This window comes from Wolbachia endosymbiont (group A) of Barypeithes pellucidus, assembly GCF_964030885.1.
Lineage (GTDB): Bacteria > Pseudomonadota > Alphaproteobacteria > Rickettsiales > Anaplasmataceae > Wolbachia.
In genome coordinates this window covers 83308-107353 of record NZ_OZ034985.1, presented here as the reverse complement: position 1 = coordinate 107353, position 24046 = coordinate 83308, and the positions used below count along the sequence as shown (strand labels likewise).

At 35.5% G+C, this 24046-nt stretch carries 23 protein-coding genes and 7 pseudogenes; 19 read left to right on the top strand and 11 right to left on the bottom strand.

All coding sequences use genetic code 11. The features are described 5' to 3' along the window. Positions 1–119: 119 nt before the first annotated feature. The 3 genes and pseudogenes from ACQH1X_RS00565 to ACQH1X_RS00555 form a co-directional block, all read left to right on the top strand. A pseudogene (locus tag ACQH1X_RS00565) lies at positions 120–290 on the top strand (tRNA lysidine(34) synthetase TilS); the annotation flags it as partial. A 12-nt stretch (positions 291–302) separates the two neighbouring features. Beyond that, positions 303–2135, top strand: a complete 1833-nt coding sequence (gene ftsH, locus ACQH1X_RS00560; RefSeq protein WP_425386256.1) for an ATP-dependent zinc metalloprotease FtsH — start codon at positions 303–305, stop codon at positions 2133–2135. Positions 2136–2293: 158 nt separating this feature from the next. Beyond that, positions 2294–2971, top strand: coding sequence for a hypothetical protein (locus ACQH1X_RS00555; protein ID WP_425386255.1), 678 nt, complete (start codon positions 2294–2296; stop codon positions 2969–2971). A gap of 25 nt (positions 2972–2996) precedes the next feature. Here the strand turns inward: ACQH1X_RS00555 and tmk are convergent, their stop codons facing one another. Continuing rightward, complete coding sequence (tmk, locus tag ACQH1X_RS00550; RefSeq protein ID WP_425386254.1) at positions 2997–3599, bottom strand: dTMP kinase; 603 nt, start codon at positions 3597–3599, stop codon at positions 2997–2999. A gap of 115 nt (positions 3600–3714) precedes the next feature. On the opposite strand from tmk, the gene ACQH1X_RS00545 reads away from it, so the two are divergent. Continuing rightward, positions 3715–4287 carry a thioredoxin family protein gene (locus ACQH1X_RS00545; protein ID WP_425386253.1) on the top strand — a complete coding sequence of 191 codons (573 nt, stop codon included), beginning with the start codon at positions 3715–3717 and terminating at the stop codon, positions 4285–4287. Positions 4288–4292: 5 nt separating this feature from the next. Next, complete coding sequence (locus ACQH1X_RS00540; RefSeq protein WP_425386252.1) at positions 4293–6011, top strand: monovalent cation:proton antiporter-2 (CPA2) family protein; 1719 nt, start codon at positions 4293–4295, stop codon at positions 6009–6011. Positions 6012–6041: 30 nt separating this feature from the next. Here ACQH1X_RS00540 and ACQH1X_RS00535 read toward each other — a convergent pair whose 3' ends face one another. After that, positions 6042–6659: an SURF1 family protein gene (locus ACQH1X_RS00535; RefSeq protein WP_253309892.1), complete on the bottom strand. Its 618-nt coding sequence runs from the start codon at positions 6657–6659 to the stop codon at positions 6042–6044. A gap of 1 nt (position 6660) precedes the next feature. Further along, positions 6661–7137, bottom strand: coding sequence for a bacterioferritin (bfr, locus tag ACQH1X_RS00530; RefSeq protein WP_425386251.1), 477 nt, complete (start codon positions 7135–7137; stop codon positions 6661–6663). Between the two features lie 36 nt (positions 7138–7173). On the opposite strand from bfr, the gene ACQH1X_RS00525 reads away from it, so the two are divergent. The 4 genes and pseudogenes from ACQH1X_RS00525 to ACQH1X_RS00510 form a co-directional block, all read left to right on the top strand. Further along, positions 7174–7461, top strand: a complete 288-nt coding sequence (locus tag ACQH1X_RS00525; RefSeq protein ID WP_425386250.1) for a hypothetical protein — start codon at positions 7174–7176, stop codon at positions 7459–7461. Between the two features lie 260 nt (positions 7462–7721). Beyond that, positions 7722–7865 carry a hypothetical protein gene (locus tag ACQH1X_RS00520; RefSeq protein ID WP_425385930.1) on the top strand — a complete coding sequence of 48 codons (144 nt, stop codon included), beginning with the start codon at positions 7722–7724 and terminating at the stop codon, positions 7863–7865. Then, positions 7852–9450 carry a group II intron reverse transcriptase/maturase gene (gene ltrA, locus ACQH1X_RS00515; RefSeq protein ID WP_425385929.1) on the top strand — a complete coding sequence of 533 codons (1599 nt, stop codon included), beginning with the start codon at positions 7852–7854 and terminating at the stop codon, positions 9448–9450. Before ACQH1X_RS00520 ends, ltrA (ACQH1X_RS00515) begins: the two co-directional genes overlap by 14 nt. Then, a pseudogene (locus tag ACQH1X_RS00510) lies at positions 9447–9581 on the top strand (Rpn family recombination-promoting nuclease/putative transposase); the annotation flags it as partial. The gene ltrA (ACQH1X_RS00515) and the pseudogene ACQH1X_RS00510, both read left to right, overlap by 4 nt. Here ACQH1X_RS00510 and ACQH1X_RS00505 read toward each other — a convergent pair. Both ACQH1X_RS00505 and ACQH1X_RS00500 read right to left on the bottom strand, forming a co-directional pair. After that, positions 9572–9991 (bottom strand): annotated as a pseudogene (locus ACQH1X_RS00505) (RDD family protein); the annotation flags it as partial. The pseudogenes ACQH1X_RS00510 and ACQH1X_RS00505 sit on opposite strands and share 10 nt — an antisense overlap. Beyond that, positions 9991–10629 (bottom strand): HAD family hydrolase, encoded by a 639-nt coding sequence (locus ACQH1X_RS00500; RefSeq protein ID WP_425386249.1) that lies wholly within the window; start codon positions 10627–10629, stop codon positions 9991–9993. The pseudogene ACQH1X_RS00505 and the gene ACQH1X_RS00500, both read right to left, overlap by 1 nt. A 166-nt stretch (positions 10630–10795) precedes the next feature. On the opposite strand from ACQH1X_RS00500, the gene ACQH1X_RS00495 reads away from it, so the two are divergent. Further along, entirely contained in the window at positions 10796–12067 is a 1272-nt protein-coding gene (locus tag ACQH1X_RS00495) for a hypothetical protein (protein WP_425386248.1), read from the top strand. A 107-nt stretch (positions 12068–12174) separates the two neighbouring features. Here the strand turns inward: ACQH1X_RS00495 and ACQH1X_RS00490 are convergent. Then, positions 12175–13608, bottom strand: a pseudogene (locus tag ACQH1X_RS00490) (IS4 family transposase). Positions 13609–13869: 261 nt separating this feature from the next. Here ACQH1X_RS00490 and ACQH1X_RS00485 point away from each other — a divergent pair. From ACQH1X_RS00485 to ACQH1X_RS00465, 5 genes and pseudogenes are all read left to right on the top strand, one after another. Then, entirely contained in the window at positions 13870–14382 is a 513-nt protein-coding gene (locus ACQH1X_RS00485; RefSeq protein WP_425386628.1) for a hypothetical protein, read from the top strand. A 296-nt stretch (positions 14383–14678) separates the two neighbouring features. Then, positions 14679–15065 carry a hypothetical protein gene (locus tag ACQH1X_RS00480; RefSeq protein WP_246433168.1) on the top strand — a complete coding sequence of 129 codons (387 nt, stop codon included), beginning with the start codon at positions 14679–14681 and terminating at the stop codon, positions 15063–15065. Positions 15066–15091: 26 nt separating this feature from the next. After that, positions 15092–16393, top strand: a complete 1302-nt coding sequence (gene ltrA / locus ACQH1X_RS00475) for a group II intron reverse transcriptase/maturase (RefSeq protein WP_425385808.1) — start codon at positions 15092–15094, stop codon at positions 16391–16393. 11 nt (positions 16394–16404) lie between these two features. After that, positions 16405–16530, top strand: coding sequence for a hypothetical protein (locus tag ACQH1X_RS00470; RefSeq protein ID WP_425385885.1), 126 nt, complete (start codon positions 16405–16407; stop codon positions 16528–16530). Further along, a pseudogene (locus ACQH1X_RS00465) lies at positions 16518–17048 on the top strand (IS256 family transposase); the annotation flags it as partial. The gene ACQH1X_RS00470 and the pseudogene ACQH1X_RS00465, both read left to right, overlap by 13 nt. 301 nt (positions 17049–17349) lie before the next feature. Here ACQH1X_RS00465 and ACQH1X_RS00460 read toward each other — a convergent pair. Next, positions 17350–18372: an IS110 family transposase gene (locus tag ACQH1X_RS00460; protein ID WP_425385829.1), complete on the bottom strand. Its 1023-nt coding sequence runs from the start codon at positions 18370–18372 to the stop codon at positions 17350–17352. A 223-nt stretch (positions 18373–18595) separates the two neighbouring features. Here ACQH1X_RS00460 and ACQH1X_RS00455 point away from each other — a divergent pair. After that, positions 18596–19141 (top strand): annotated as a pseudogene (locus ACQH1X_RS00455) (IS256-like element ISWpi15 family transposase); the annotation flags it as partial. Between the two features lie 203 nt (positions 19142–19344). On the opposite strand, the pseudogene ACQH1X_RS00450 reads toward ACQH1X_RS00455, so the two are convergent. The 3 genes and pseudogenes from ACQH1X_RS00450 to ACQH1X_RS00440 form a co-directional block, all read right to left on the bottom strand. Further along, positions 19345–19545, bottom strand: a pseudogene (locus ACQH1X_RS00450) (transposase); the annotation flags it as partial. After that, the gene (locus tag ACQH1X_RS00445; protein ID WP_425386627.1) at positions 19454–19708 is read right to left on the bottom strand and encodes a hypothetical protein; all 255 of its coding nucleotides are present in this window, start codon (positions 19706–19708) and stop codon (positions 19454–19456) included. The pseudogene ACQH1X_RS00450 and the gene ACQH1X_RS00445, both read right to left, overlap by 92 nt. Positions 19709–19938: 230 nt before the next feature. Beyond that, positions 19939–20199 carry a transposase gene (locus ACQH1X_RS00440; protein ID WP_265026123.1) on the bottom strand — a complete coding sequence of 87 codons (261 nt, stop codon included), beginning with the start codon at positions 20197–20199 and terminating at the stop codon, positions 19939–19941. Positions 20200–20408: 209 nt separating this feature from the next. Here ACQH1X_RS00440 and ACQH1X_RS00435 point away from each other — a divergent pair, with 209 nt between their 5' ends. Genes ACQH1X_RS00435 through ACQH1X_RS00425 form a run of 3 tightly spaced genes read left to right on the top strand, consistent with a single transcriptional unit; the run spans position 20409 to position 23822 of the window. Further along, the gene (locus ACQH1X_RS00435) at positions 20409–21518 is read left to right on the top strand and encodes a PQQ-binding-like beta-propeller repeat protein (RefSeq protein ID WP_425386247.1); all 1110 of its coding nucleotides are present in this window, start codon (positions 20409–20411) and stop codon (positions 21516–21518) included. Beyond that, a complete protein-coding gene (gene lpdA / locus ACQH1X_RS00430) occupies positions 21511–22899 on the top strand; it encodes a dihydrolipoyl dehydrogenase (RefSeq protein ID WP_425386246.1) in 1389 nt (462 codons plus the stop codon). Before ACQH1X_RS00435 ends, lpdA begins: the two co-directional genes overlap by 8 nt. A 2-nt stretch (positions 22900–22901) precedes the next feature. After that, on the top strand, positions 22902–23822 hold the full coding sequence (locus ACQH1X_RS00425) for a tyrosine recombinase XerC (protein WP_425386245.1): 921 nt from the start codon (positions 22902–22904) through the stop codon (positions 23820–23822). Here ACQH1X_RS00425 and ACQH1X_RS00420 read toward each other — a convergent pair. Next, entirely contained in the window at positions 23819–23998 is a 180-nt protein-coding gene (locus ACQH1X_RS00420; protein WP_425386244.1) for a hypothetical protein, read from the bottom strand. The genes ACQH1X_RS00425 and ACQH1X_RS00420 overlap by 4 nt on opposite strands. Positions 23999–24046 lie beyond the last annotated feature (48 nt).

The following is a 24046-nucleotide window of genomic DNA, read 5'->3' as shown; positions in this document are numbered from 1 at the left end:
TAAAGTCATCTTATTAACAAATTACTTTGTCCCACAAGGTTTTCCTACATATTAGACCTTGCAACTATTTTCCCATAAAAGAAAGCACATGGAGCAGTAGCTACCCGCTTTTTCAAGTTTACAACTGCTGCCCTGAAGTCTTTTATTCTTTGCCTACAGTACAAAAAGATGGAAAGGTGCTTGCTTATCCTGATGTAAATTATAACGAAAAAAATACCAATGACGATAAGGTTCAATGCATTATTAATAGCACGATAAAACAAAATTTGGTAAGCTTGATTAGTACTTAGTTAGAAATAGAAATGAAAAAATTTTTAGAAGGCTTATTGATCTGGTTAGTAATTATTGTTCTTATTTCAGTTGCTTATATTCAGTTCAGCGGAAATGTAGGTAGAAGTAAAACAACCATACCTTTTTCGGAATTTTTAACTAGACTAGAAGACAATGATGTAGAAAATATTGTCATAAAAAACCAGAGCATTGAGGGCAAGTTCAGGGATGGTTCAAGTTTCAATTCAAACGGTGTCATATATAGCGACCTAATAAAAAATTTACATGATAGAAAAGTGAGATTCTCCTTTTCAACTGGAGATTCTGCCATGAACGTAATTGGTGGATTACTTATCTCATGGGTCCCAACATTTATCTTTATTGGCTTTTTGCTATTCTTTCTTAAACAAACACAAGCGGGAGGCAACAGAACTATAAGCTTTGGCAAGTCAAGGGCTAGACTCATGACTAGTGGAAAAAAAGTAACATTTGATGATGTTGCCGGAATTGATGAAGCAAAAGAAGAGCTGGTAGAGATCGTTGATTTCCTTAAACAAAGGCAAAAATTTCAAATATTAGGTGGAAAAATACCAAAAGGGTGCCTTTTAATTGGCTCTCCTGGAACTGGTAAAACTTTACTTGCTCGTGCAATTGCAGGTGAAGCTAATGTGCCATTCTTTAGCATTTCCGGATCTGATTTTGTTGAAATGTTTGTGGGTGTTGGTGCAAGTCGTGTTCGTGATATGTTTGATCAAGGCAAGAAAAATGCTCCTTGCATAATTTTCATAGATGAAATAGATGCGGTGGGTAGACATCGTGGCATTGGTCTTGGTGGCGGCAACGACGAAAGAGAGCAAACATTAAATCAGTTATTAGTTGAGATGGATGGCTTTGAGTCTAATGAAGGTGTGATAATAATCGCTGCAACTAACCGCCCAGACGTTTTAGATCCAGCACTGCTTAGACCTGGTCGTTTTGACCGACAGGTTACTATTTCTTTACCCGATATAAATGGGCGTGAAAAGATATTAAATGCGCATATAAAGAAAATATCAATGGCTCCCGATGTAAATGTGAGAACAGTTGCAAAAGGAACACCAGGCTTTTCTGGAGCTGATTTAGCAAATTTAGTGAACGAATCTGCACTTATCGCTGCAAGAAGAAACAAGAAGATTGTTACCATGGATGATTTTGAATATGCACGTGATAAAGTGATGATGGGCGTAGAAAGGCGATCTCTCATTATGACAGAAGAGGAAAAGAGACTGACTGCATACCATGAAGCTGGTCATGCGATGATTGCTGTTAATATGTCTGCTTCTGATCCTATACACAAGGCAACAATTATTCCACGCGGTAGGGCACTCGGTTTAGTTATGAGACTACCAGAAACAGATAGGGTGTCCCTCACAAGAGAAAAGATGATAGCAGATATTACTGTTGCTATGGGTGGAAGAGTGGCAGAAGAGCTAATTTTTGGCTACGATAAAGTCACAAGCGGTGCATCTTCGGATATAAAACAAGCATCTGATTTATCACGCGCTATGGTAACGAAATGGGGAATGAGCGACAAAATAGGCCCGATCTATCACAATCGCGAACAAACCATGCATGGTTCTGACATAATTTCTGAAGATACGTTAAAACTTATAGATGAAGAAGTGAAGGAAGTTGTGTCTTCTTGCTATGAAAAAGCAAAAGAGATTTTGACCAAGCATAAGAAAGGCTTAGATCTTATTGCTGAAAATCTACTGGAGTTTGAAACTTTAACAGGAGATGAAATAAAGGATATACTAAACGGAAAAAAAATTGTTAGAGAAGAAAATGAGAAGAATGAGAAAATAAAAAAATCCTCTCTCTATTAGATCTAACCCTAGCTTAAAATGCTAATCAGCTAACGTTGCAAAAAACATTCAGAATTGTAACTGTCAATATAAATTGTATTAGAATATTCATAATATTGCATTTTCATCACGATAATGCTATCATTCAGTTAGTATTACTGTTTAATGAGGTATGAGTAATGGTTGATGTAGCTTCTATTGGTGTAAATGCAGTCATTGATCATAAGTATAAAAAAAGAGCGCAATTAACTTTATTAGGGCTATTTCTTGTTGTATCAGCAGCAACTGCTGTCTGGTTTATCTTTCCTGTATCACAAAATGTACTAGTGCCATTCTTGCTCCCAGCCGTATTCTTGTTCTTTACTCTATCTATGGGTTATTACATGTTCATATTTAGTTGTGAAGAAAAATCTTTGGTAAAGAATGTTCTTGGTATGGTTGAACCAGCTGAATCGGTAAAGAGAGTGCATTGCCAAGAAAATATTAAATCCTTATTAGCAGAAGTGAGAAGTACTACGAAAGATAGGTTTTGCAACGCGCTTGTTAATCTTTGTTTTGAAGATCGCAGTAAAGCACACAAACTTGCATTATATGTGAAAGAAATTGACGATATTGTGTCTTCAATAAAAAATAAAGACCTCTTAGACCATTTTGATCAATTTTTTACTATTACTGAAGTAAGTAATAAAAAAAGTAGAAGTGAATTAATGGATTCCGCAAGAGCGTATAAGATAATAAGTGAAGAAGATCCAAACGAAATACAGAATTTTTTAGCTACTCAAACAAAAAGTTATTCATGTGAAATAACGTTATCTAAAATTAATAATTTTCTATCACAAGTTAAAGGGGCGGTTTAAATTAGTAGAGATTAAATAAATATAGTTAAGTCTTTGCAATAGTGATTTTATCAATAATTTTAGTATGTACTTGATTATCATTTTTTGTTTCAATTTCAGTGATGACATGGCACCTAACGGGCTCTTTTATGGCGATTTCTTTAAACCCTTTGCCAACTTTATTATAAAAATTAACATCCATTTCTTCATATTTATTCTTGTCTTTCGCTCTACTTAACCCAACTTTAACATCAATATCTAGAATAAATGTAATATCTGGATATCTAACTCCAGCCAACCTGTGCAAATCTTCTATTAGTTTTAAATCAACTCCAAACCCATATCCTTGGTATGCAATGGTTGAATCAATAAACCGATCACAAATCACTATTTTTCCTTCTGCAAGAGCTGGTAATATTAATTTTTTCATATGTTCGCGCCTCATCGAGATAAGTAGCAAGAGTTCAGAAATAGGATCAATATTATTTGTTAACAACACTCCTCTTATCTTTTCTGCAAAATCAGTGCCACCTGGTTCTCGAGTCAATACTACGTTATTTTCGCCTTGAATTTGCTTAAAATGATTTGCAAGTAGCTTAGATTGTGTTGTTTTACCAGAGCCGTCTATTCCTTCGAAAGTTATGAACATAAGTTTTATAATTATAATGCTAAAAAAGAATATGCAAATAGTATACATAGAAATCGTTTGACATTTAAATGATAAAATCATAAATTATATGTGGTATGATAATGCTCTATAAGCCATGGTTGCTCTGAATACTCCTAAAGTTAATTTTAGTTTTACTGCAAAAGATTTTAATCTTTTGGGAGTAGACAATAAATACTATACATTAAGTGACTGTTGTGGAAAAAATGGTCTTATTGTAATGTTTATATGCAATCACTGTCCTTACGTTCAGTCAATTATTAGCAATCTGGTAAGCGATGTTGATCAATTGAAAAAAGATTATCAGGTAAACACCGTTGCAATAATGCCAAATGATGTAAATGAATATCCAGAAGATTCCTTTGAAAATATGATTAATTTTGCCAAGGAAAATAAGTTTACATTTCCATATTTAATTGATAGTACACAGAAAATAGCTAAAGAATACGGGGCTGTTTGCACTCCTGACTTTTTTGGCTTTAATTCCAATTTAAACCTTTGCTATCGTGGACGTTTTAACGACACAAAAAAAGAAAAGGTTCAAAGCTATGAAGTAGGAAATAGTGACTTATCTCAAGCTATGAAATTTATTGCAGAAACTGGTAATTCTCCAATTGACCAAAAATCAAGTATTGGCTGCTCAATTAAATGGTCTAATTCTACAGGTTAAATATCATGCACAGCAGTTCCCAGTACTTGTTTGATATTATAATTTTACTTTCTGCTGCTGTGTTTATAGTCATAGCGTTTTGGAAAATGAATATTAGTCCAGTGCTTGGTTACTTCGTTGCAGGTGCAGTTATTGGTTCTCATGGATTTAATCTGATACACTCAGCTGAAGCAATGGATAATCTTGCAGAATTTGGTGTAGTTTTTCTATTATTCATTATAGGCCTTGAATTGACATTTGAACGCCTGATCGCTATGCGTATTCATGTATTTGGGTTCGGTTCTCTTCAAGTTATAGTTACCATGGTAGCAATATGGTGCATCGCTCTTGCTTTCGGAGTGAATACGAATATAGCGACAGTTATTGGTGGTGGGCTTGCGCTATCCTCAACAGCAATAGTGTTGCAGGTTCTGCAAGAAAAAGGTTCTCAAGCAAGTCAGGTTGGTAGGTTGTCGATAGCAGTGCTATTAATGCAAGATTTTGCAGTGGTACCATTAATAGTATTGGTACCTTTACTTGCTGGCAATTCTGAGCACAGCCTGATAAGCTCATTGGCAGGCTCATTAGTGCAAGCAGCTATTGCATTAGTGCTGATATTTATAACTGGTAGATTATTGCTTAGACCTTTATTTTCGGTTATTGCTAAAATGAAAAATAATGAGGTCTTTATATCAACAACGCTTTTAATAGTATTAGGAGCAGCATTTATTACTGAGCAATTTCATTTATCGTTGGCATTAGGTGCATTTGTCGCTGGATTGTTAGTTGCAGAAACAGAATATAGACACTCAGTGGAGCACGCGGTATTACCATTTAAAGATTTGTTTCTTGGCTTATTTTTCATGACTGTTGGTATGTCCATCAATACCGAACTTTTACTCAATAAGTTACCACTAATTACTTTATTATCGATTATCCTTATCGTTTTAAAAACATCTATCATATATATATTGTGTAGATTTTTTTGGTTTAAGAGTGCACCTGCTATACAAGCTGGGTTACTACTTTCACAAGGCGGTGAATTTGCGTTTATTTTATTTCGCTTAGCAAATGAACTAAATGTGCTACCAAGTGAAATCGCTCAAGTACTTATGATGGTAACTACAGTGACCATGGCTTTCACTCCTCTTTTATCGGGGCTTGGAGATTGGATAGCAAACTCATTTAGCACTGAGAAAACAATATTAGATGATGAAGCTGTTGAAACAGATACACAAGATCTTTATAACCATGTGATAGTTGCTGGATTTGGTAGAGTGGGATATATGGTAACAAAAATGCTTACGGCAGAGCATTTAAGTTACGTTGTTGTAGATATTCAATCGAAAATAGTCAAAGAAGGAAAAAGTGATAGTTTTCCTATATATCTTGGAGATGTTACAAGATGTGAAATTTTAAAATCGGTAGGAATAGAAAGAGCTCAAGCTCTCGTGGTTTCAATAAAGAATGAAGTTACTATAAAAAAAGTTGTTTCTTTAGTTGCTGCAAATTTTCCGCATGTAAATATTGTAATACGCTTACCAGATCTGAGTAATGTGGAGGTTTATAGAGATCTAGGAGCTAGTAAAATTATTCCTGAAACATCTGAGATAGGATTGCAGCTAGGTGGAGCTGCACTGAGCCTCAGTGGTATTAGCGAAAGTGGAGTTACGTCTTTAAAAAGTAGATTCAGAAAAGGCAATTACAGTATGTTAAAAGACCTTGGTAGTGATAAAGATGAATAACTACTTTTCTAATTTTATGTACAGAAAGCTTCAAGCTTTATTGAGGTTTTGCCTATAGTAAATTACGCACATAATCAACCAAGTTAAGGAAAGTGCAAACCAAGTGATTGCATATTCCAAATGCTTCATTGGCTGTATAGCTACTTTGCTGCCAAAATTGTTCGGCCACAATACACACTTCTCTAGCTTAATACCTAACTCATTGGAAATTTCCTCTGTACTCAGGGTAAACCATGTATTCGAAGCAGTATCGTTTTTGATGAACCAATTTTTGCTTTTATTGCTATCGCAATATAAAGTTCCATCTGCAACTACTTTTTCAATTTTTACTTTTTTCTCCTTTTTTTCTCTGACTATTCCTTTATTCACCAACATGTAACGTCCAGTGGTGAGCAACATAGGAGACAGCACGTGATAGCCGTGTTGCCCTGCAAAAACATATAGTTCTATGTCACTTAGAATCCCATCGATCTTGACATGCCTATAGTTAAATTTTTCAAGGTCGTTATTGGGCAATAGATGAACAACTGGAAGACTCATACTTTTAATAATATTATTCTTCCAGTTCAATCTGAATACTTGCCATAATCCTAATAAAAAAAGAAGCAAGCAAGGTATAATTAAAATAAATACTGTTTTTTTTAACACTCTATATTTGTGTTCTTAAATAGTTTTCAACACCCATTAGTTCAATAAGGTCAATCTGTTTCTCAATCCAATGGAAGTGCTCTTCTTCATTTTTTAACATCTCTTCTAATAACATTACACTAACAAAATCTTTTTCTTTCTCAGCGATAGAAATCGTTTCTTTGATATCCTTAATACCTTTTCCCTCTAATTTCAAATTAGTTTCTAAGATTTTCCGTATTGTGTCTTTTGTAAACTTTCCATCATGCTTTGATATTTCGTTTGTATCCTGAAAATTTGGAACTCCTTTGAATAACAAAATTCTTTCTGCCAACTTGTTTGCATGTTCAAGTTCTTCGTTAAGCTCATTTTTTACCTTTTCTGCAAGCCTATTAATTCCATTGTTTTTGAGAACCGCAAAATGCAAAAGATACTGACGTACAGAAGTCAGCTCATTGGTCAATAATTTGTTCAAATGTTTTACTATCTCTTCATTCATAATCTTCCCTTAGTTCAATTTATCAGCATAATTTATATGATAACGATGATTATAGCAACTCATTTAATAGTTCCTTTGATAACAACCGTATTAAATAGCATGTCATGGTATGTCTGTTTTTTCTTAGAGAAGGTGCGACCTGAAAGTCTTCGGTCATATTGTTTAAAGGGAGAGGAATTCCTTCAGAAAGAAACTGAAAGAGTTCTAAAACTTATTAAACCAGATGTTTTGCCATCTGAGTCTACGCATCAGTGCGAATCGGGTAACCGGTTGGTGCCGAGCGATGCGGACAATGAACCTCCTCTTGAAAAAGAAGATGCGTAATCGTAAGAGGAGCATAAACTACAAGCATCATGTGGTTGGAGGGCTAGGCTAGTGGTATGGTGAACGTAAGTGAAGCTTCGTAAGTATCGTAAAAATTGAAGAGCTAAAGATGCTGATAAGCTCTGACCAAAAGGTAATGTGGATAAGTTACATTTTTCATCTCTAGATGTACGCAAATAATAACTCCACCGGTATAGAGAAGTCACCTAACCCACTGTTGTATGACAGAAGGAACAGGGTAAGCCTGTATTTCCGCCTATATGGGAAGCAAACCGCAAGGAACGCTGATGAAAATGCAGGTAGAGGAAAATGGAGAAAGCGAATGCCATTTTGTAACGAAATGGATAGAATTTGTAACATTAATTCGCGTGAAAACGAGCAGACTTCCATTTGGTCCCTCGTGACAAGAAACTTTGTCAACCACTTAAGGTAGGAAAGCAGATGATTACAAGTAAAACTGTAAGTGCACCTACCAACAGCTCCGAAGCATGGAACCAGTTGCCATGGAAGAAATGCCAAAAGGTTGTTATGAGGCTACAAAGGCGTATTGTTAAGGCTGTTCAAGAAGGAAGATGGAGTAAGGTAAAATCTTTACAACATCTCTTAACACGCTCTTTTAGTGGAAAAGCTTTAGCCATTAAAAGAGTAACTGAAAACCAAGGAAAAAACACAGCAGGTGTAGATCGTCAACTATGGTCAACTTACAATGCTAAATTTCAAGGAATAAAGCAGTTAAAACAAAGAGGGTATAAACCTTCTCCGCTAAAACGAATTTATATCAGTAAATCTAATGGCAAAAGAAGACCTCTTGGAATACCCACGATAAAAGATAGAGCCATGCAAGCATTATATTTGTTTGCTCTGGAACCGATAGCTGAAACAATCAGTGATCGTCACTCTTATGGCTTTAGATCTAAAAGATCCTGCGCGGATGCTATTGTTGCTTGTCACTTATTACTGGCAAGGCGCAATCGACCACAATGGATACTAGAAGGTGATATCAAAGGGTGCTTTGACAACATTAACCATGAATGGCTTATGAAGCACATTCCTATGGAGAGAAAAATTCTCCATAGTTGGTTAAAGGCTGGTTTCCTAGAATCAAAAACCTTGTACCCCACAACTGCTGGTACCCCGCAAGGAGGTATAATCTCTCCAGTACTAGCTAACTTTACCTTAGATGGTCTTGAAAAATTATTAGAAAGTCGTTTTGGTAAACTAGGTAGCAAAAGAAGAGAAAAAATCAGAAGTGGAGTAAATTTAATCAGATACGCAGATGACTTTATCATCTCAGGAAACACATGTGAAGTACTGGAAGATGAAGTCAAGCCATTAGTATCATCCTTCCTTTGTGAGAGAGGTCTAGCTCTGTCAGAAGAAAAGACAAAGATTACATTTATTACAAAAGGGTTCGATTTTCTCGGTTGTAATGTACGTAGATACAGCAAGAAATTAATTATTACGCCTTCGAAGGAAAGTGTTAAGAGGTTTCTTAAAAAAGCGCGTGCATTAATAAAAGCAAATATAGGTAGTTCACAAGCTGTAGTAATTAAATCACTCAATCCTCTACTAAGAGGATGGGGAAACTATTACCGTCATGTGTGTGCTAAAAAAGCGTTTAGTAAGATCGACAATGAAATTTGGCATAGTTTATGGAAATGGGCAAAGAAAAGACATCCCCGTAAAGGGTTACGTTGGATAAAGAATCGCTACTTCAAAGTAACGAATCATCGTCAATGGGTCTTTGCTACTTCTGTATGCAAGAACAAACCAAAGGAAATAAGGTTTATGAGCTTACTCAAACTAAGCGATATTCCTATTAGACGTCATATTAAAATCAGGGCGGATGCAAATCCACTTGACTTAAAATGGAAAAAGTATTTTGATAAAAGAGTGAAACGAACAAGAATGTTAGCAAGCTCTTTCTCAAGAGAAGGTTCTCTACTGTTAGTGTCACCACTAAAGATGCTGTTTTCCGAGGAATCATGAAAGACAAGCCGGTTCGAGAAAAGAAGAACTTAGATAAGGGGCTCAAGCGCAGTGCTGGGAAACCTGCATGCTGCGTTTCTAAGGGAGGGAGTAGTAGTAATACTACTTCCTTACCTAACCAAGCAACTAGATACCAGCAGAGAGTGAGCAGCACTATAATTACTTTCAATGCACTCAAGACATTCACTAATACCTCCTGATCTTGCAAAAATTCAGTAAGGACAACTACTACACTGTTTAACAAAGGAAGAAAAAACTGGGAAGTGCTTCTGTCAAACGCTAAATTCAAGTCTATTTTAGAATTATCTAAATTGATAGTACATATATTCATTAACTGTTGACCTGGAGTTGCTTGGGCCTTTGAAGATATAAAATATGTGAAGTAACTACAATTTACACACATGTATGATAGATGTAAGATCAACGAAGAATCCTCTAACCGTAGTACAATTAATAAAGTTGGAATTAATAAAATTGCTACATCTATTAAATATGCACAAAAGCGCCTTTTTATACTGGCAATCTCTGTGACAGTGTTCATTACCTATCTTCCAAATATTTTATTATGAAATCTGTAAGTTTATCAAAATGTTGAAAACATAACAAATCTTTGTAATCGCTTATTGATTGACCGTATATAATGGGTAAACAATTGGCATTTTGTGCACACAGAACATCTGTGATGCTATCACCAACGAAAAACACATTTTCTCTATTTATAGACAACGTACTCTCTTCTAGTGCAAATAGCAGTGGGATTGCAGATGGTTTATCTTCTGCAGTATCGCATGACCCAACTACTCTTTCAAAGTAAGAATCTAGTTTAAAATAGGTAACTTCTTCACGTAAATTAGTATTTTTCTTATTACTTACTATTGCTAGATAAATATTGTAGCTTTTCAGTGTCTGCAACATTTCCTCTACTCCTTGATTCAGAGCAATGTTTTGCAATAGTGCATCATCTAAATATTGTTGATATATCTGATTTGCTTTTTTCCACTGATCGCCAAATAAATTGACCATATAGCTCTTTCTCGACTCATGGGAATTTCTATCAGCAGCTTTATTACTATACCCCATTGAGTTTATGGTATGTTTAATAGCATTAAAAATGTTATCTTGAGTGTCAACTAAGGTATTATCCCAATCGAATACTACTGCTAACGGGCTGTTTTTCATTTCTATATTGTTATATATTTTAAGTTAATAAGTAAATAGCATTTTAATAAAAAAAATATAAAGAGGACGCTCTTGATAAACACTCTTTACCACAAGTTATGTTAACTGTTTTTTATATAATTAGCTAATATACTGGTTATATGATATATTTTAATAGGTAATAGGTATGGCTCAGACATCTAAAGAAAGTGTTGAAAAAAAGTTTAAAGATGTTTTTGAACGTTCTCCAGGTGCTTTTCCGGAAGGTACCTCATTAGAAGAGAAGGTTAATTATATCGCAAAAGGAACAGAGGCTCTAAAAGCTGTGAACAGTAAGGAGCTTGAGAACAAAATGAAAAACGTTGCAGAATTGAATCAGAAATTTGAAAGTCAAAAAGGACGTGCAGATGAAAAAGTACGTCAAGATTTTGAAAGAATTGCTGAGCTTGACCAACAATATAAAGGGAAGGGCATCTTCACAAGTGAAAAAGTTGCAGAATTAAAAAATGACAAAAAATTTCAAGAAGCAGCTAACACTCTTAGAGAAACTACAACAGAAGGTGAAAGTGTTGAACAGAGTGGACAAAAAAAGACTTCTGAGACTTCTGTACAAACAGATACACAGCCATCAAGAGTTGAAGGGTTACGTAATCCAGAATTTCAAGAAGCAGCTAACACTCTTAGAGAAACTACAGCAAAAGATAAAAGCATTGAACAGAGTGGACAAAAAAAGACTACTGAAGCTTCTGTGCAAACAGATACACAGCCATCAAAGCACGATTCACAAACCGTTAGTCCTTCAGTGAGCAAGAGTTCTGTAAAAGAGAAGCTCAACAATAAAAAGCCTGAACAGGACAAAAAAGATAACATGCCTCAACCACAAGAAAATCAAAAAGAAGAAGGGTTTTTGAGTCTTCTGAAGCGCTTTGTTAAGAAAATGTTAGAAAAACTTTTGGGTGAGGATGAAAAGAGTGTGGAGAATACTCATAACATGAGAGAAGCGGCTCAAAAAAATACATCAAATAATGAAATGCAACAAAAAAGTATGGATCAGAGCTCTTTCATAAATATAAATGGAAAAGAGTTCAATTTAGAACCGGAAAAGGCTTTTAATTATCAGGATAAAGCTCTCAACATTAATATTACATACAATAGTCCTGAGACAAAGCAAAATCTGCAGCAAGATACAACTTCTCCCAATATTGCTAATGCGGTTAACTTAAATATTAATGGTAAGGAATATAGTGTCCAACCTGGTGAGTCTTTCAATCATAAAAGTCCCGGCTTAGAAATTAGCGTGGTGAATGGTCATCAACAAAGTAAAAACTTTGACAAGATTTTAGATCAAGATCGGAGCATAAGTGAAGGTTTAAAGCAAGCAACACAACTTGAAAACCCAATGATAACGCCTATTCATACTCCTAAAGTGAATGAAGTAAACACAGGTCGTGAAAGGTAATCCGCTTTCAAGCTTCATTAGTTTAAAAAAGTATTTAATTATACAATAATCCCAGTCGTCTAAGTGAGGAAAGTCACCTCTCCCCACTCGACTTCAAAACCTTACTATTACCCACAAGTATAAAATTCATGAGCGAGTCTCCATCCTTCTGCTAAATCAAAGAGACGTTTCCATCCCTTCCACAAAGCTATAGCTAAGTCATTTTTGCGAGCTAAAAACCCTCCTAATTTGGCTATCCACCTCACGATTTCTCTTATAGGTGGTGGGATTTCAGGATAGTCTTTTGTCTTAAGCATTTTGGTATACAAAACCTTCCATTCGTCATCAGTCAGTATGACAGTGCAAGAAAGATTTGGATTTGTTCTAGCTACTAGTGTGATAAAAAATATTCTCCATGCAATTATACTCATAATTGTAAGAAAGCGGATTAATCTATCTGCTGTTTGGAGCCTACATTCTTCAACTTTAAGACCGGATTTTAAAATTTTATGAAAAACCTCTATTCTCCATCTTAAGCAATACCATTGTATTTTTTCTACTGCTTCTTCAAAATTATTAATATTTATATTTGTCAACAAAATCCAGTTCATAGGTTCTTCGCCAAATGGGGGGTGTTTTTCTATAGCATAGACAGCATTTAAACTTAAATTAGGAAGTTTTTGGGTTTTACGTCTAGCATTATTTTTTGATGCATTCATCACAAAGTTACTAAACTTTACTTCTAAAACTGTTGTTCTTTGAGGTTTATCATTGCGAGCAGACTTGAATTTCTCCTTGACAAGACATGCGATTCATTAAATCCCACAACCTTTCACCACCTTTTTCAGAATAAGTCGACTTCTTATTTACTGTTCTGTTTTGATTTCCTCTTACTACAAAAAGAGATTGATTAGTGGAAGCGACTTCAAATAAATCATAAATATCTGCTTCTCTATCGCAAACGGTAACTACCTTAACGTTCTTTAATCCAGGATGGTGAGTAGAATCTTTAAGTGATGCTATCCACCGTATGCTTTCTTTCTCTTCTATCGGAATAGCAGTATTATGGCTTCTTCTTTTCAACTCTTTTAGGTCTTCAGCCAAAGGAGGTCTAGTACTAATTTTTTGATCTAATAATCCTATAGGTAGCCCTTCTGTTGTAACTGCAAACGTTGTATGCATCATGGGTTTTAAAGTTAGTTGTTTTAGATGTTAATCTTGCTGCTATAATCCCTAATCCTTCGGTCTTTTTATGATTTTTATATGAAATATAACTCGTGTCTTGGATAGCTAAGATAGTTTTTAGCTCTTTCAACAGTTTTAATTATATGACTGTCTAATATCTTTCTTTCAGAAATGGCATCGTTTTGGAAAAATCTATAAGCTGCTTTACTTTGATGCCAATCTTCACAAGCTTGATTTATTGAACGCTCAGGCGATTCAGCAAAACTATTAACTATTTTTAAAAGCCTCTTACTTAATCTTATATCACCAAAATTAACAATTCCAAATTCACTTTCTGCCCATTCGCCAGTTGAGGTATTTATATTTCTTTTCATCATATATTCCATTTTTAGACCATAGATCTATTTATAATAGAAAGTTGAATTAGTAAAATAGCAGCTTTTTCTCCATTTTTAGATTTATGGGTAATAGTAAGTTGTTAGCGGGATCTAGAGATACCGCGGCGGTATGACGTAGGAAAACCTTTCTTGGGTTAGCTATAGCATGTCAGTTTAAAATATTTTTTTTGATTATGCTAAATAACTCTTTCACTATGTGCAATATTTACTTAAAATAAATGTATGTTATTAAATTTGATTATGTCTATTTTATCGATACTCCTGTTTATCAGTCTTTCTTTACTCAACACTTCAAATAAATTGATGATATGTGCTGCCTTATTTGTGGGAGCTGCTTTAGTTGTAAATTCAATGGTTGAATTTTATGGCAAAAGCAAAGCTACGTACAGATTAATAGTGTGTACAGCGCTATGTTGTGTTTTTAAATGGCAAAGTTTTAATTTGATGATATTGATTTCATATACTGCAATTTTAGTCTCTCTTCTCTCAAGCATAATTATTTTTGAAAAATTGAAGTCCAAGTTGAATTTTCATATGGCAAATTTCATTACTTTAATTATAGCATCAGTTGTTGATAGTGCCGTTGTATGTGTTGGATTACTATACAAATTTTCTGCAGGTAAATGCTTATCAATATATATTAGAGATTTAATTTTTAAGTTTTCTTATGTGTCAGTATTGAGCATCTGCTTGTTTGTAGGAATGTATTTATTTTGCTTGGCGAACAAGAAGTATTTTAAGATTTCCACATAACCTGTTTTCTGATATAGCTAAACTGACTTTGGGTCCTGGGTTGGTGGTCCTAATACGTAACAACAGTTTAGAATTTATAGGTAGCCTAAACCCACAACTGTACAAAGATTGCAATTTGAGGACGATCTCCACCAGTAAGATGTCACCCCAGTGCTTGACACACAGCTGTACGAACATTGCAATTTGCAGGTAATTTGCGAGTAAGTGGTGTCATGGTGCGCCAAGAAGTGCTTGGAGAACAGTTGGTGAAAATCCAACACAAACAAAGTCTAGCCAACAGTTTGGAACAGACCACTATGTTGCATGAGGTAACGAGTGTAATAGAGCTAGTGGGATGGACAATGCAGGGTACAACGAAAGTGAAGGGATTGAGTTCCGAAATACCTGAAGACATAGAGGTCGACATTTTCATGGCCATGGAAGACAGCATGAAGGATAACGTAAAGGCAAGTTATCACTCACTCTATCGGGATCTGAGACCGTGCCATGTATTGAAATGGACTTCAAGTGAACTTGGGAGATCCTATGCATTCCTACAAAGGTACGCTGGAACAAGTCAACAAAGGCAAGAACTAGCGGAAGATGCAGGGGAAGTCGGACTGATTGATAGTACTCAGAATGTGGGAAAGCCACGTACAAGGGGAAGCGATCAGCAATATAGTAACTGGAATAGGGATTGCTAGGCCAATACAACGGAGGTTGGAATAACATGCAAAATAAACTAAACCAGATAGCAGTAAGAGCAAAGCAAGATAAGCGACTAAAATTCACATCGTTAGTCCATCTGATAAATACAGAGAATCTTGCGAGATGTTATAAAGAACTGAAGCGTAACAAGGCTTGTGGAGTAGACCAGATAACAGTGGAATCATACGGAGAAAATCTGAATGAGAAACTCGAAGTGCTAGTAGAAAGTATGAAGAGGAAGCAATATCAACCACAACCAGTAAAGAGGGTATATATACCGAAAGCTGGAAGTAAAGAGAAACGCGGACTCGGAATACCATCGACCGAGGATAAATTAGTACAGATTATGCTGAAGAAGATATTAGAAAATATTTACGAGGCAAACTTTCTGGACAGCTCATATGGATTTCGACCTGGAAGAAACTGTCATCAAGCGGTAAATGCACTAGATAAAGCAGTTATGTACAAGCCAATAAACTACATTGTAGAAGTGGATATCAAGAAGTTCTACGATAATATACAGCATAAATGGCTAATGAGATGTCTAAGGGAACGAATAACTGACCCAAATTTGCTGTGGTTAGTAAAGCGGTTTCTCAAGGCAGGGATAGTCGAAGCTGGAAATTATGAAGCAACAAAACAAGGTACACCCCAAGGTGGTATAGTAAGTCCTGTATTAGCAAATATATACTTACATTATGTGTTGGATTTATGGATAGAAAAGAAATTTAAACCAAGATCCAGAGGATATATACAACTAATAAGGTTTTGCGACGATTTTGTGGTTTGTTGCGAAAGTAAGGTAGACGCGGAAGAATTTCTGGAATTACTGAAACAAAGGCTAAATAAATTTGGGTTGGAAGTATCTGAAAACAAGACCAGAGTAGTAAAGTTTGGCAAGAGGGAGTGGCAACAAGCGATAAGAGAGAAACGAAGGACGGAAAGTTTCAATTTTCTGGGGTTTACGCACTATGGTGCAAAAAGTCGTCGTGGTAGATTAATAATGGGACATAAAACCTCAAAGTTAAATCTAGCCAGAAAACTAAAAGAAATCAAGGAGTGGTTGAAAATAGTCCGCGGAAGTATTCGACTTAAAGATTGGTGGCAAGTACTGAAGGCTAAATTAACAGGACACTATAACTACTTTGGTATTAGCGGAAATTATTGGTGTTTGAAACAATTTTACACATCAGTAAGAAAGCTAGCATTTAAATGGATAAATCGGCGTAGTCAGAAAAAGAGTATGACCTGGGAACAGTTTGTACACTACGTAGAAGTAAATCCATTACCAAAGCCAAAAATACATTTTTCTTTATATGCATAAGAGGGACGACTGTGAAAACTAATATTGATGAGCCGTGTGCGGGAAATCTGCAAGCACGGTTCTTTAGGGGGAGTTGTAGTAATAAAACTCAAACGAGAGGAGTAAAGCTACAGCTTCTACCGAACAAGGTGAAATAGAAAACCACTTGTCGGCTAAAAGCGAAGAGAATAATCGAAGAAATGGGAGAAATGCAAAAACTTTACGTACAAGTGCAGAGCTATTAACACCAAGAGATAGAGAAGGAAGTTTCGAACCACAAATAGTCAAAAAAAGGCAAACAAACTTACATCCAGAGCTTGAAACGAAGATTTTGAGCACATTTGCCAGTGGTATGGGCTATAGAGATATAGTGTCACATGTTGAGGAAATTTATGATCACAAAATATCGGCGGCAGAGATATCAAGTATTACTGACAAATTGCTACCAGTAATCAACGAATGGCGTAGTCGCCCGCTGCAGTCTGTATATCCGATAGTTTTCATGGATGGCATGTTTTTTAAAGTCAAAGAGGACGGGCATTGCGTAAGTAAATGCATGTATAACATATTAGGCATAGATCAAAATGGCAAAAAAGAAGTATTAGGTTTTTATTTGGCTGAAAGTGAAGGAGCTAACTTCTGGTTGGGAGTGCTAAATGACCTCAAAGAAAGAGGAGATACCGTCTCGCCAGTCAACAAGAAAATTACAAAAATTGAATCTAAATTGCCTAAGTTATATTGTGAAATCAAAAAATACTGCCAATTCCCGTCCTGTGTAGCGGTATACAGATTGTAGTTGTATTAAACAAGAGCCTGATATTAGTTTTGACTACCTCAATTCTTCTGTCAGTTAATTCTTGTCTGTCAGATTAAATCTTGTCTTTTACACTTATCAACATATACACTAACCAACTACATTCAATAAATTTGTGTAAGATACCATTTTACATAAGATAGAATGGAAGCATTTTTCGATTTTAAATTACTAAAGCTTCAGTCAATCTCCTAGTCCTGTAGCTTTTGATATGGTCAGGATTAAAAGCCTTTTTTGATTTTAAAATACCAAAAACAATATGAAGCAACTTACGCATTGCAGCACCAACAATGGCCATATTATGCTTGCCTTTTTCTTTTAATCTCTTGCAAAAAGTCATAATAATAGGATTGTGATTTTTAGCTACTATAGCAGGAAAATACATGGCCTTACGTAGTGTTCGTGAACCTGATTTACTTAATCTGGGCTTGGCATATACAGATGAACCTGATGTTATATTTCGTGGTATAGTTCCAGCGTATGCTGCCAATTGTCTGGCATTTATAAAAGCCTTTGTGTCAGGAATTTCAGCTAAAATAGCTATTGCTGATTCCTCTCCTATTCCTGGAATAGTCAATAAGAGTTGAAAGTTTTCCAACAACTCTTTGTGCTGTTTTAATAGTTCACGTATGGAGTTTTTTATTGTTTCTATTGATTGTTCTATGTTCACTGCAAGGTTTTCCCAAGCATTTGCAACTTCTTCAGGCAGTCTCTCCTTCTTTTCTAAATGATTATTTACGAATGTTAATCCATCTTTTAACGCAACCGAGCAACGATAAAGATGTTTTAATTTTTTCATTTCAGGAGAAGGTGGTGTCCAACGAGTAGGTTCCTGTCTTTGGCAATAATCAGCAATAATTTCTGCATCGGTCTGATCATTCTTTTGTCTTACAAGCTTACTCCTCGCATAAGATTTAATACAATAAGGATTTACAACACTTACAAAATGTCCAGCATTGTGTAGAAATTCAGCCAAAGCTTCACTATAACAACCGGTAGCTTCCATACAAGCTTTCACTTGCTCTACGTTATGTTTTTGTAGAAAGCTCTGCAGACCTTGAAACCCATTATCATCGTTCTTAAAGCTTCTTTTCCTAGTTTCACGTTTTCCTTTTTTACTTATAAATGAGAGAAAAACATCAAAGCGATCTTTTGATACATCTATTCCCAGAAAGTTGTTGATCATATATAACCCCATACGTTACTATTTAAAATGAAAAGTAAGGCTAACCTTGTGAATACAGAATTAGAACCATTTAGGTTTTTCTACGATACCGTCCAGCCTATACTTTTGAGAAGGGAATTCTTATCTCCTCTACAGATTTTATATCTAAGAAGAAGCACAGAGTTCCTCCCTTCTCCACCTAATGCTTAAGCTTAAAACATTAGATGCTTTTGACAAGATACAAGTAGAAGATATCCTTATTGCCTGCGTTGATGGGCTAAAAAGCTTTCCTGCAGCTATAAACAGTGTCTTTCCTAATGCGGAAGTGCAGATGTGTATAGTGCATCAGATACGCAACTCACTGAAGTATGTGGCCAGTAAAGATGCGAAGAGTTTTTTGAGCGATTTAAAGAAGGTATATCAAGCTTCAAGCAAGGAAATTGCCGAGAATTATCTGTTGGAATTGGATGAAAAATGGGGCACAAAGTACCCTATGGTTATAAAATCTTGGCAGAATAATTGGGAAAACTTGTCTGGTTATTTTAAGTATTCTGGTCCAGTTAGGAGGATAATCTACACCACCAATCCCATAGAGGGGCTACATAGGCAAATTAGGAAATTCACTAAGACCAAAGGCTCATTTACCAGCATAAATGCCTTGTATAAGCAGGTATATTGTGCTATAAAGAAGGCAGAGGAAAAGTGGACGATGCCTGTACATGATTGGGCATTAACTATCTCTCAACTTGATGTTTTCTTTCCTGGCAGATTGAAAATTGAGTCGAACTAAAAATGCGGTTTGACACAGTTTATTTAACACTCCCAAAATTTCTATATATTCAAATATAGCAGTTTTAATATACTGTTTAGAGTGCTTAGAAGTGTCTATTGGTAACTCCCTTTTTAGAGAACTTTTCTACAACAGAATTGTCGTAACAACAACCTTTATGGCTCATCTATATTCTTTATGGCTAAGAGATATTGATAACCTTATGAAGTATATTGTGAACCTTGATCACTATGTAACAGTAGGTTTTTGGCAGGTTTGCGTTTATTAACGGCCATTAATACAGAGTCCATGACCAATTGTTTATTCATTGAACTACTCATTGACCAGCCAACTACCATGCGTGAATATAGATCGATTATTGTTGCCAAATATAGCCATCCTTCTTTGGTTTTTATATAAGTAATCCCATACTTTATTTGGTTGATCGACAATAAAGTTTTGGTCTAATATTACGACTCTACTGTCCGTTTGTTGTTTCTTAATTTTAAATTTTCTTCTCAATATAGCCTGAATACCATTTTTCTGCATAATACTTTGCACTGTTTTCAAGTTGCAACTTTTACCCAAAGCCTTTAATTCAGCATGAATTTTACGAGCTCCATATCTACATTTAGAAGCTTTTTTTGAATATCTGCTTTTATTTGCTAATTCTCTATTGCTTATTTCCCTCGCAGCCCACTTATAGTAGCCACTAGCAGATACATTCAAAATCCTACATAATTCCCGTACTTTATAGCAGTTGCTATGTTCTTTTATAAAAAAATATTTTACTCTTTTTGACTGCCCAGGGCTTTTTTTTAAATGTCTCTCTCTCTTGTTACTCTTGCTAACTCTTTCTTTAAATCAAATCTTTCTTTGTCGTAAGGAGCTACATTACCCCTACCTGGAAAAGCATTTGCTACTGACTTCTTTTCGTTATATTTTTTTATCCACTTACCTAATACGTTAGAGCTTATACCTAGATCTTTTGCTACTTTCGAAATTGTTTCTCCTCTTTCTTTAAAAAGTTTTACAGCTTCTTCTTTCAACTCTGCTGTATATTCTCTTCCATTTGACATATTCTACCTCTCTATAAAAACATTTTTTTATTATAAAAACGTACCAACTTTCTCTCCACTTTTTCTGGGTAAGGTCAAGTATGCATTATCTCACATAATAATATAATATTTCGTTCATAAATCAACGTTTTTAACATGCAGCAAGAACATTTCCGTTGTAATTAAGGTTCTTAAGATGTATATTAATTAAGTCTTGTTTTCAATAAGTAATGAAAGTAATAATTGTCATGATAATGTTATTGTGTAGCAGTTACACAATGGCAAGCGAGCGAATAAGTCTAGTGGATAAAAAACTATCTCAAGGGTATGTAGCTCCAGTGCTTACAGAAGATAGCGTTATTTTATCAGACAAGCACGGCGCTTTATATTCCTTTGATATTGATAACTCAAAGGCTATGAATTGGAAATCACACCTCTCACATAGGAAAAAAATTGGTAACATGAGCCTATCGCATTATGAAAAAAATGTTTTCTTTATAGTGGATAACACTTTACACGCAATAGACGCAAAAACTGGCAAGATTGAGTGGGAAAAAGAATTGAGAGCTCCAGTAAGAGGAAAAGCAGCAGTAATAAATAATAAATTGGTAGTATTGACTATTGATAATTATCTGTACGTGTTTGATATAAAAGATGGCAGCTCCGTTTGGACTTATCAAAACGGTATCAATGAGGTTCGAGGTTTGTATTCCATATCGCCAACAATTTCTAACGATAAAATAATAGCACCATTTTCAAATGGTGAGTTAATAGCTTTTAATGAAGACGGTAAAAAATTGTGGAGCCAAAAATTGGCTACAAACCTTTTGGATACACAGCTCACAGATGTAACTACTACACCGAGAGTGCTTGGCGATACTTTAATAGCTACAAACAATTCCTATATTTATGGTATTGACGTGAGATCAGGAAATATTTTATGGTCAAAGTCACTGCAAGTAAAAAGTGTATCAGACATTGAATCATATTATAGTCCTCTTATTCCTGCAGAGAAACAAAAAGAAGGCGGAAGAATTTTTATAGTAACTGAAGATAATAAAATAATCGGCCTGGATATAAAAAATGGAGAAACAGTCTGGGCATCTGATTTAATAGAAAATACGCAATTGTTTGCTCCAATTGTGCATGCCCATACACTGTGGGTGACAAGCAATAAAGGTTCAATGCTTGCTTTTCCTGGATCTGAAAGTGCAGGAAAGGTAATCAAAGTACCTGGTAATGTGTTTCACACTCCAGTGTTTACTCACGATAAAATATATGTAATAACTGAGAGAAAAGGTGTTTATTCTTTAGAAAATAGGTTTGTTCTTTATGATTGATTATGACCTGATTGTTATAGGTGGTGGTCCAGGCGGTTATAAGTGTGCTATCGCTGCTGCAAAACTTGGATTGAAAGTTGCCTGTATAGATAAAAATAGCATTTTTGGTGGTACGTGCCTGCGGGTTGGGTGCATACCCTCCAAAGCATTGCTCCATTCTTCCTATCAGTATGCTCACACGAAAAATGATCTGTCGAAGCTTGGCATAAAAATTAAGGATGCAAGTTTCGATTTAAAAGAAATGCTAGGCTATAAGGACGCCAGAGTTCAGGAACTTGGAAAAGGTATAGAATATCTGTTTAACCTTCACAAAATCACTAAAATCAATGGGCTTGGGAAAATTACCTCTTTTAACCAAGGTAATCTTGAAGTTTTAGCTGAAGGTAAGGTGCTGAAGACAAAAAATATAGTAATTGCAACCGGTTCTGACGTTATTTCTTTGCCAGGAATTAATATCGATGAGAAAGACATTATTTCGTCTACTGGTGCATTATCTTTAACTGAAGTACCAAAAAAACTTGTCGTAATCGGAGCTGGGGCAATAGGGCTTGAAATGTCTTCTGTATGGAGCAGGCTAGGGTCTGAAGTCACTGTAGTAGAATTTTTTGATAGAATCGCTACAGCAATGGATGGAGAATTAAGTAAGTCTCTACTTTCTAGTCTACAAAAACAAGGAATAAAATTTTTACTTAGCACTAAAGTCGAGGAGATAAAACAAAGTAGCAACTCTTTGAGTGTGAAAGTTTGCTCTGTAAAAGATAATCAAACAAACACTATAGAGGCGGATAAGGTATTGGTGGCAGCAGGACGCAAACCATGCACTGAGAATCTTAGTATTGATGAAAAAATAGAAAAAGATAATCGCGGTTTCGTTCAAGTTAACAACAGATATGAAACTAATGTGAAAGGAATATTTGCTATTGGTGATGTGATCGGTGGAGCAATGCTTGCTCATAAGGCAGAAGAAGAAGGAGTGGCAGTTGCAGAGATAATAGCAGGACAGTCACCTCACGTTGATTATGAAATTATACCATCTGTCATTTACACTCACCCTGCGGTTTCTTCAATCGGTAAAACTGAAGAGGAGTTGAAAAGTGTTGGCCGTAAGTACAAAGTTGGTAAATGTCAATTTGCTGCAAACGGCAGAGCAAAAATCACTGATGATGCTGAAGGATTCGTGAAAGTGCTGACTTGTAGCAGAGCAGATACAATACTAGGTGTGCATATCATAGGAGCATACGCTGACACGCTAATAAACGAAGCAGCGGTTGCAATGGCATATGGCGCAGCAGCAGAGGATATATACAGAATTTGTCACTCTCATCCTGATATAAATGAAGCCTTTCGAGATGCGTGCATCGATGCTTTCTTTAAAAAATAATTGTGGACCTCGGTTCAATCATTGAAAAATGGCATGAGTGGCTGAGGTGCAACAGATCTTATTCACCAAACACTTTAGAGTCATACATGAAGGACTTGAAGGATCTTATAAATTTCCTAAATACTCACATTGGTGGAGAAGTAAATGTTGGTACTCTGAAAAATTTAAGTATACCTGAGTTAAGAAGTTGGCTTACCTCTCGTTACGCAAGAGGTGTGAATGCAAGATCTAACACTCGAGCACTCTCAGTAATCAGAAATTTCTTCAAGTACATAAAAAACAACCACAATATAGACAATGAAGCTGTATTTTCCTTGTCAAGGCCAATTCAGAGAAGAACTCTGCCCAAAGCATTATCAATACCTGATATAAAAACTTTATTGAAAGAAATGAAACTATCCGACCTGGGTGAACCTTGGGTGATAAAAAGAGAAATTGCAATTATTGTCCTGCTATATGGCACAGGCTTAAGAATCAGTGAAGCGTTGAACCTTAGGGTTAGTGATATTAACAATGAAAGTTTAATAGTAACAGGTAAGGGAGATAAACAAAGGCAGGTATTCATTCTCCCAGTAGTAAAAAAATGTATACAAGAATATGTAAAAGCCTGTCCTTACCTTGATGAAGCACAATATCTTTTTTTGGGAGTAAGAGGAAAAAAATTGGGGAGAACTTATGTCGCCAATCGTTTGCAGAAAATAAGGAGAATGTTAAATTTACCAGAAATTTTATCTCCACATGCATTTCGCCATAGTTTTGCTACTCATTTGCTTCAGGAAGATATTGACATAAGATCAATACAACAACTGCTTGGCCATTCAAGCCTTGAGACCACTCAAGTTTACACTCACCTCAATTATCAAGATGTTTTTAATATGTATAAGAATTTTCAGCAGAGTTTGGAGAAGAAATCAAAATCTTAACTTCGTCCTAAACCACCAAGCTGAGTGCTTTCAACATCACTAAGTACCGTGTTTGCTTTATATAAACTATAACATCCTACTAAAAGAAAAACCAGTGCAAATGCTGCAAAGAAAGCACTCATCCCTGGATAATCTTCTATTACTAAACATGAATCAACAGCACATATTCCAAGCAATATAAAACATGCAGAAGCGTAGTTGCTTTGCTTTTTACCAAGAGAAAT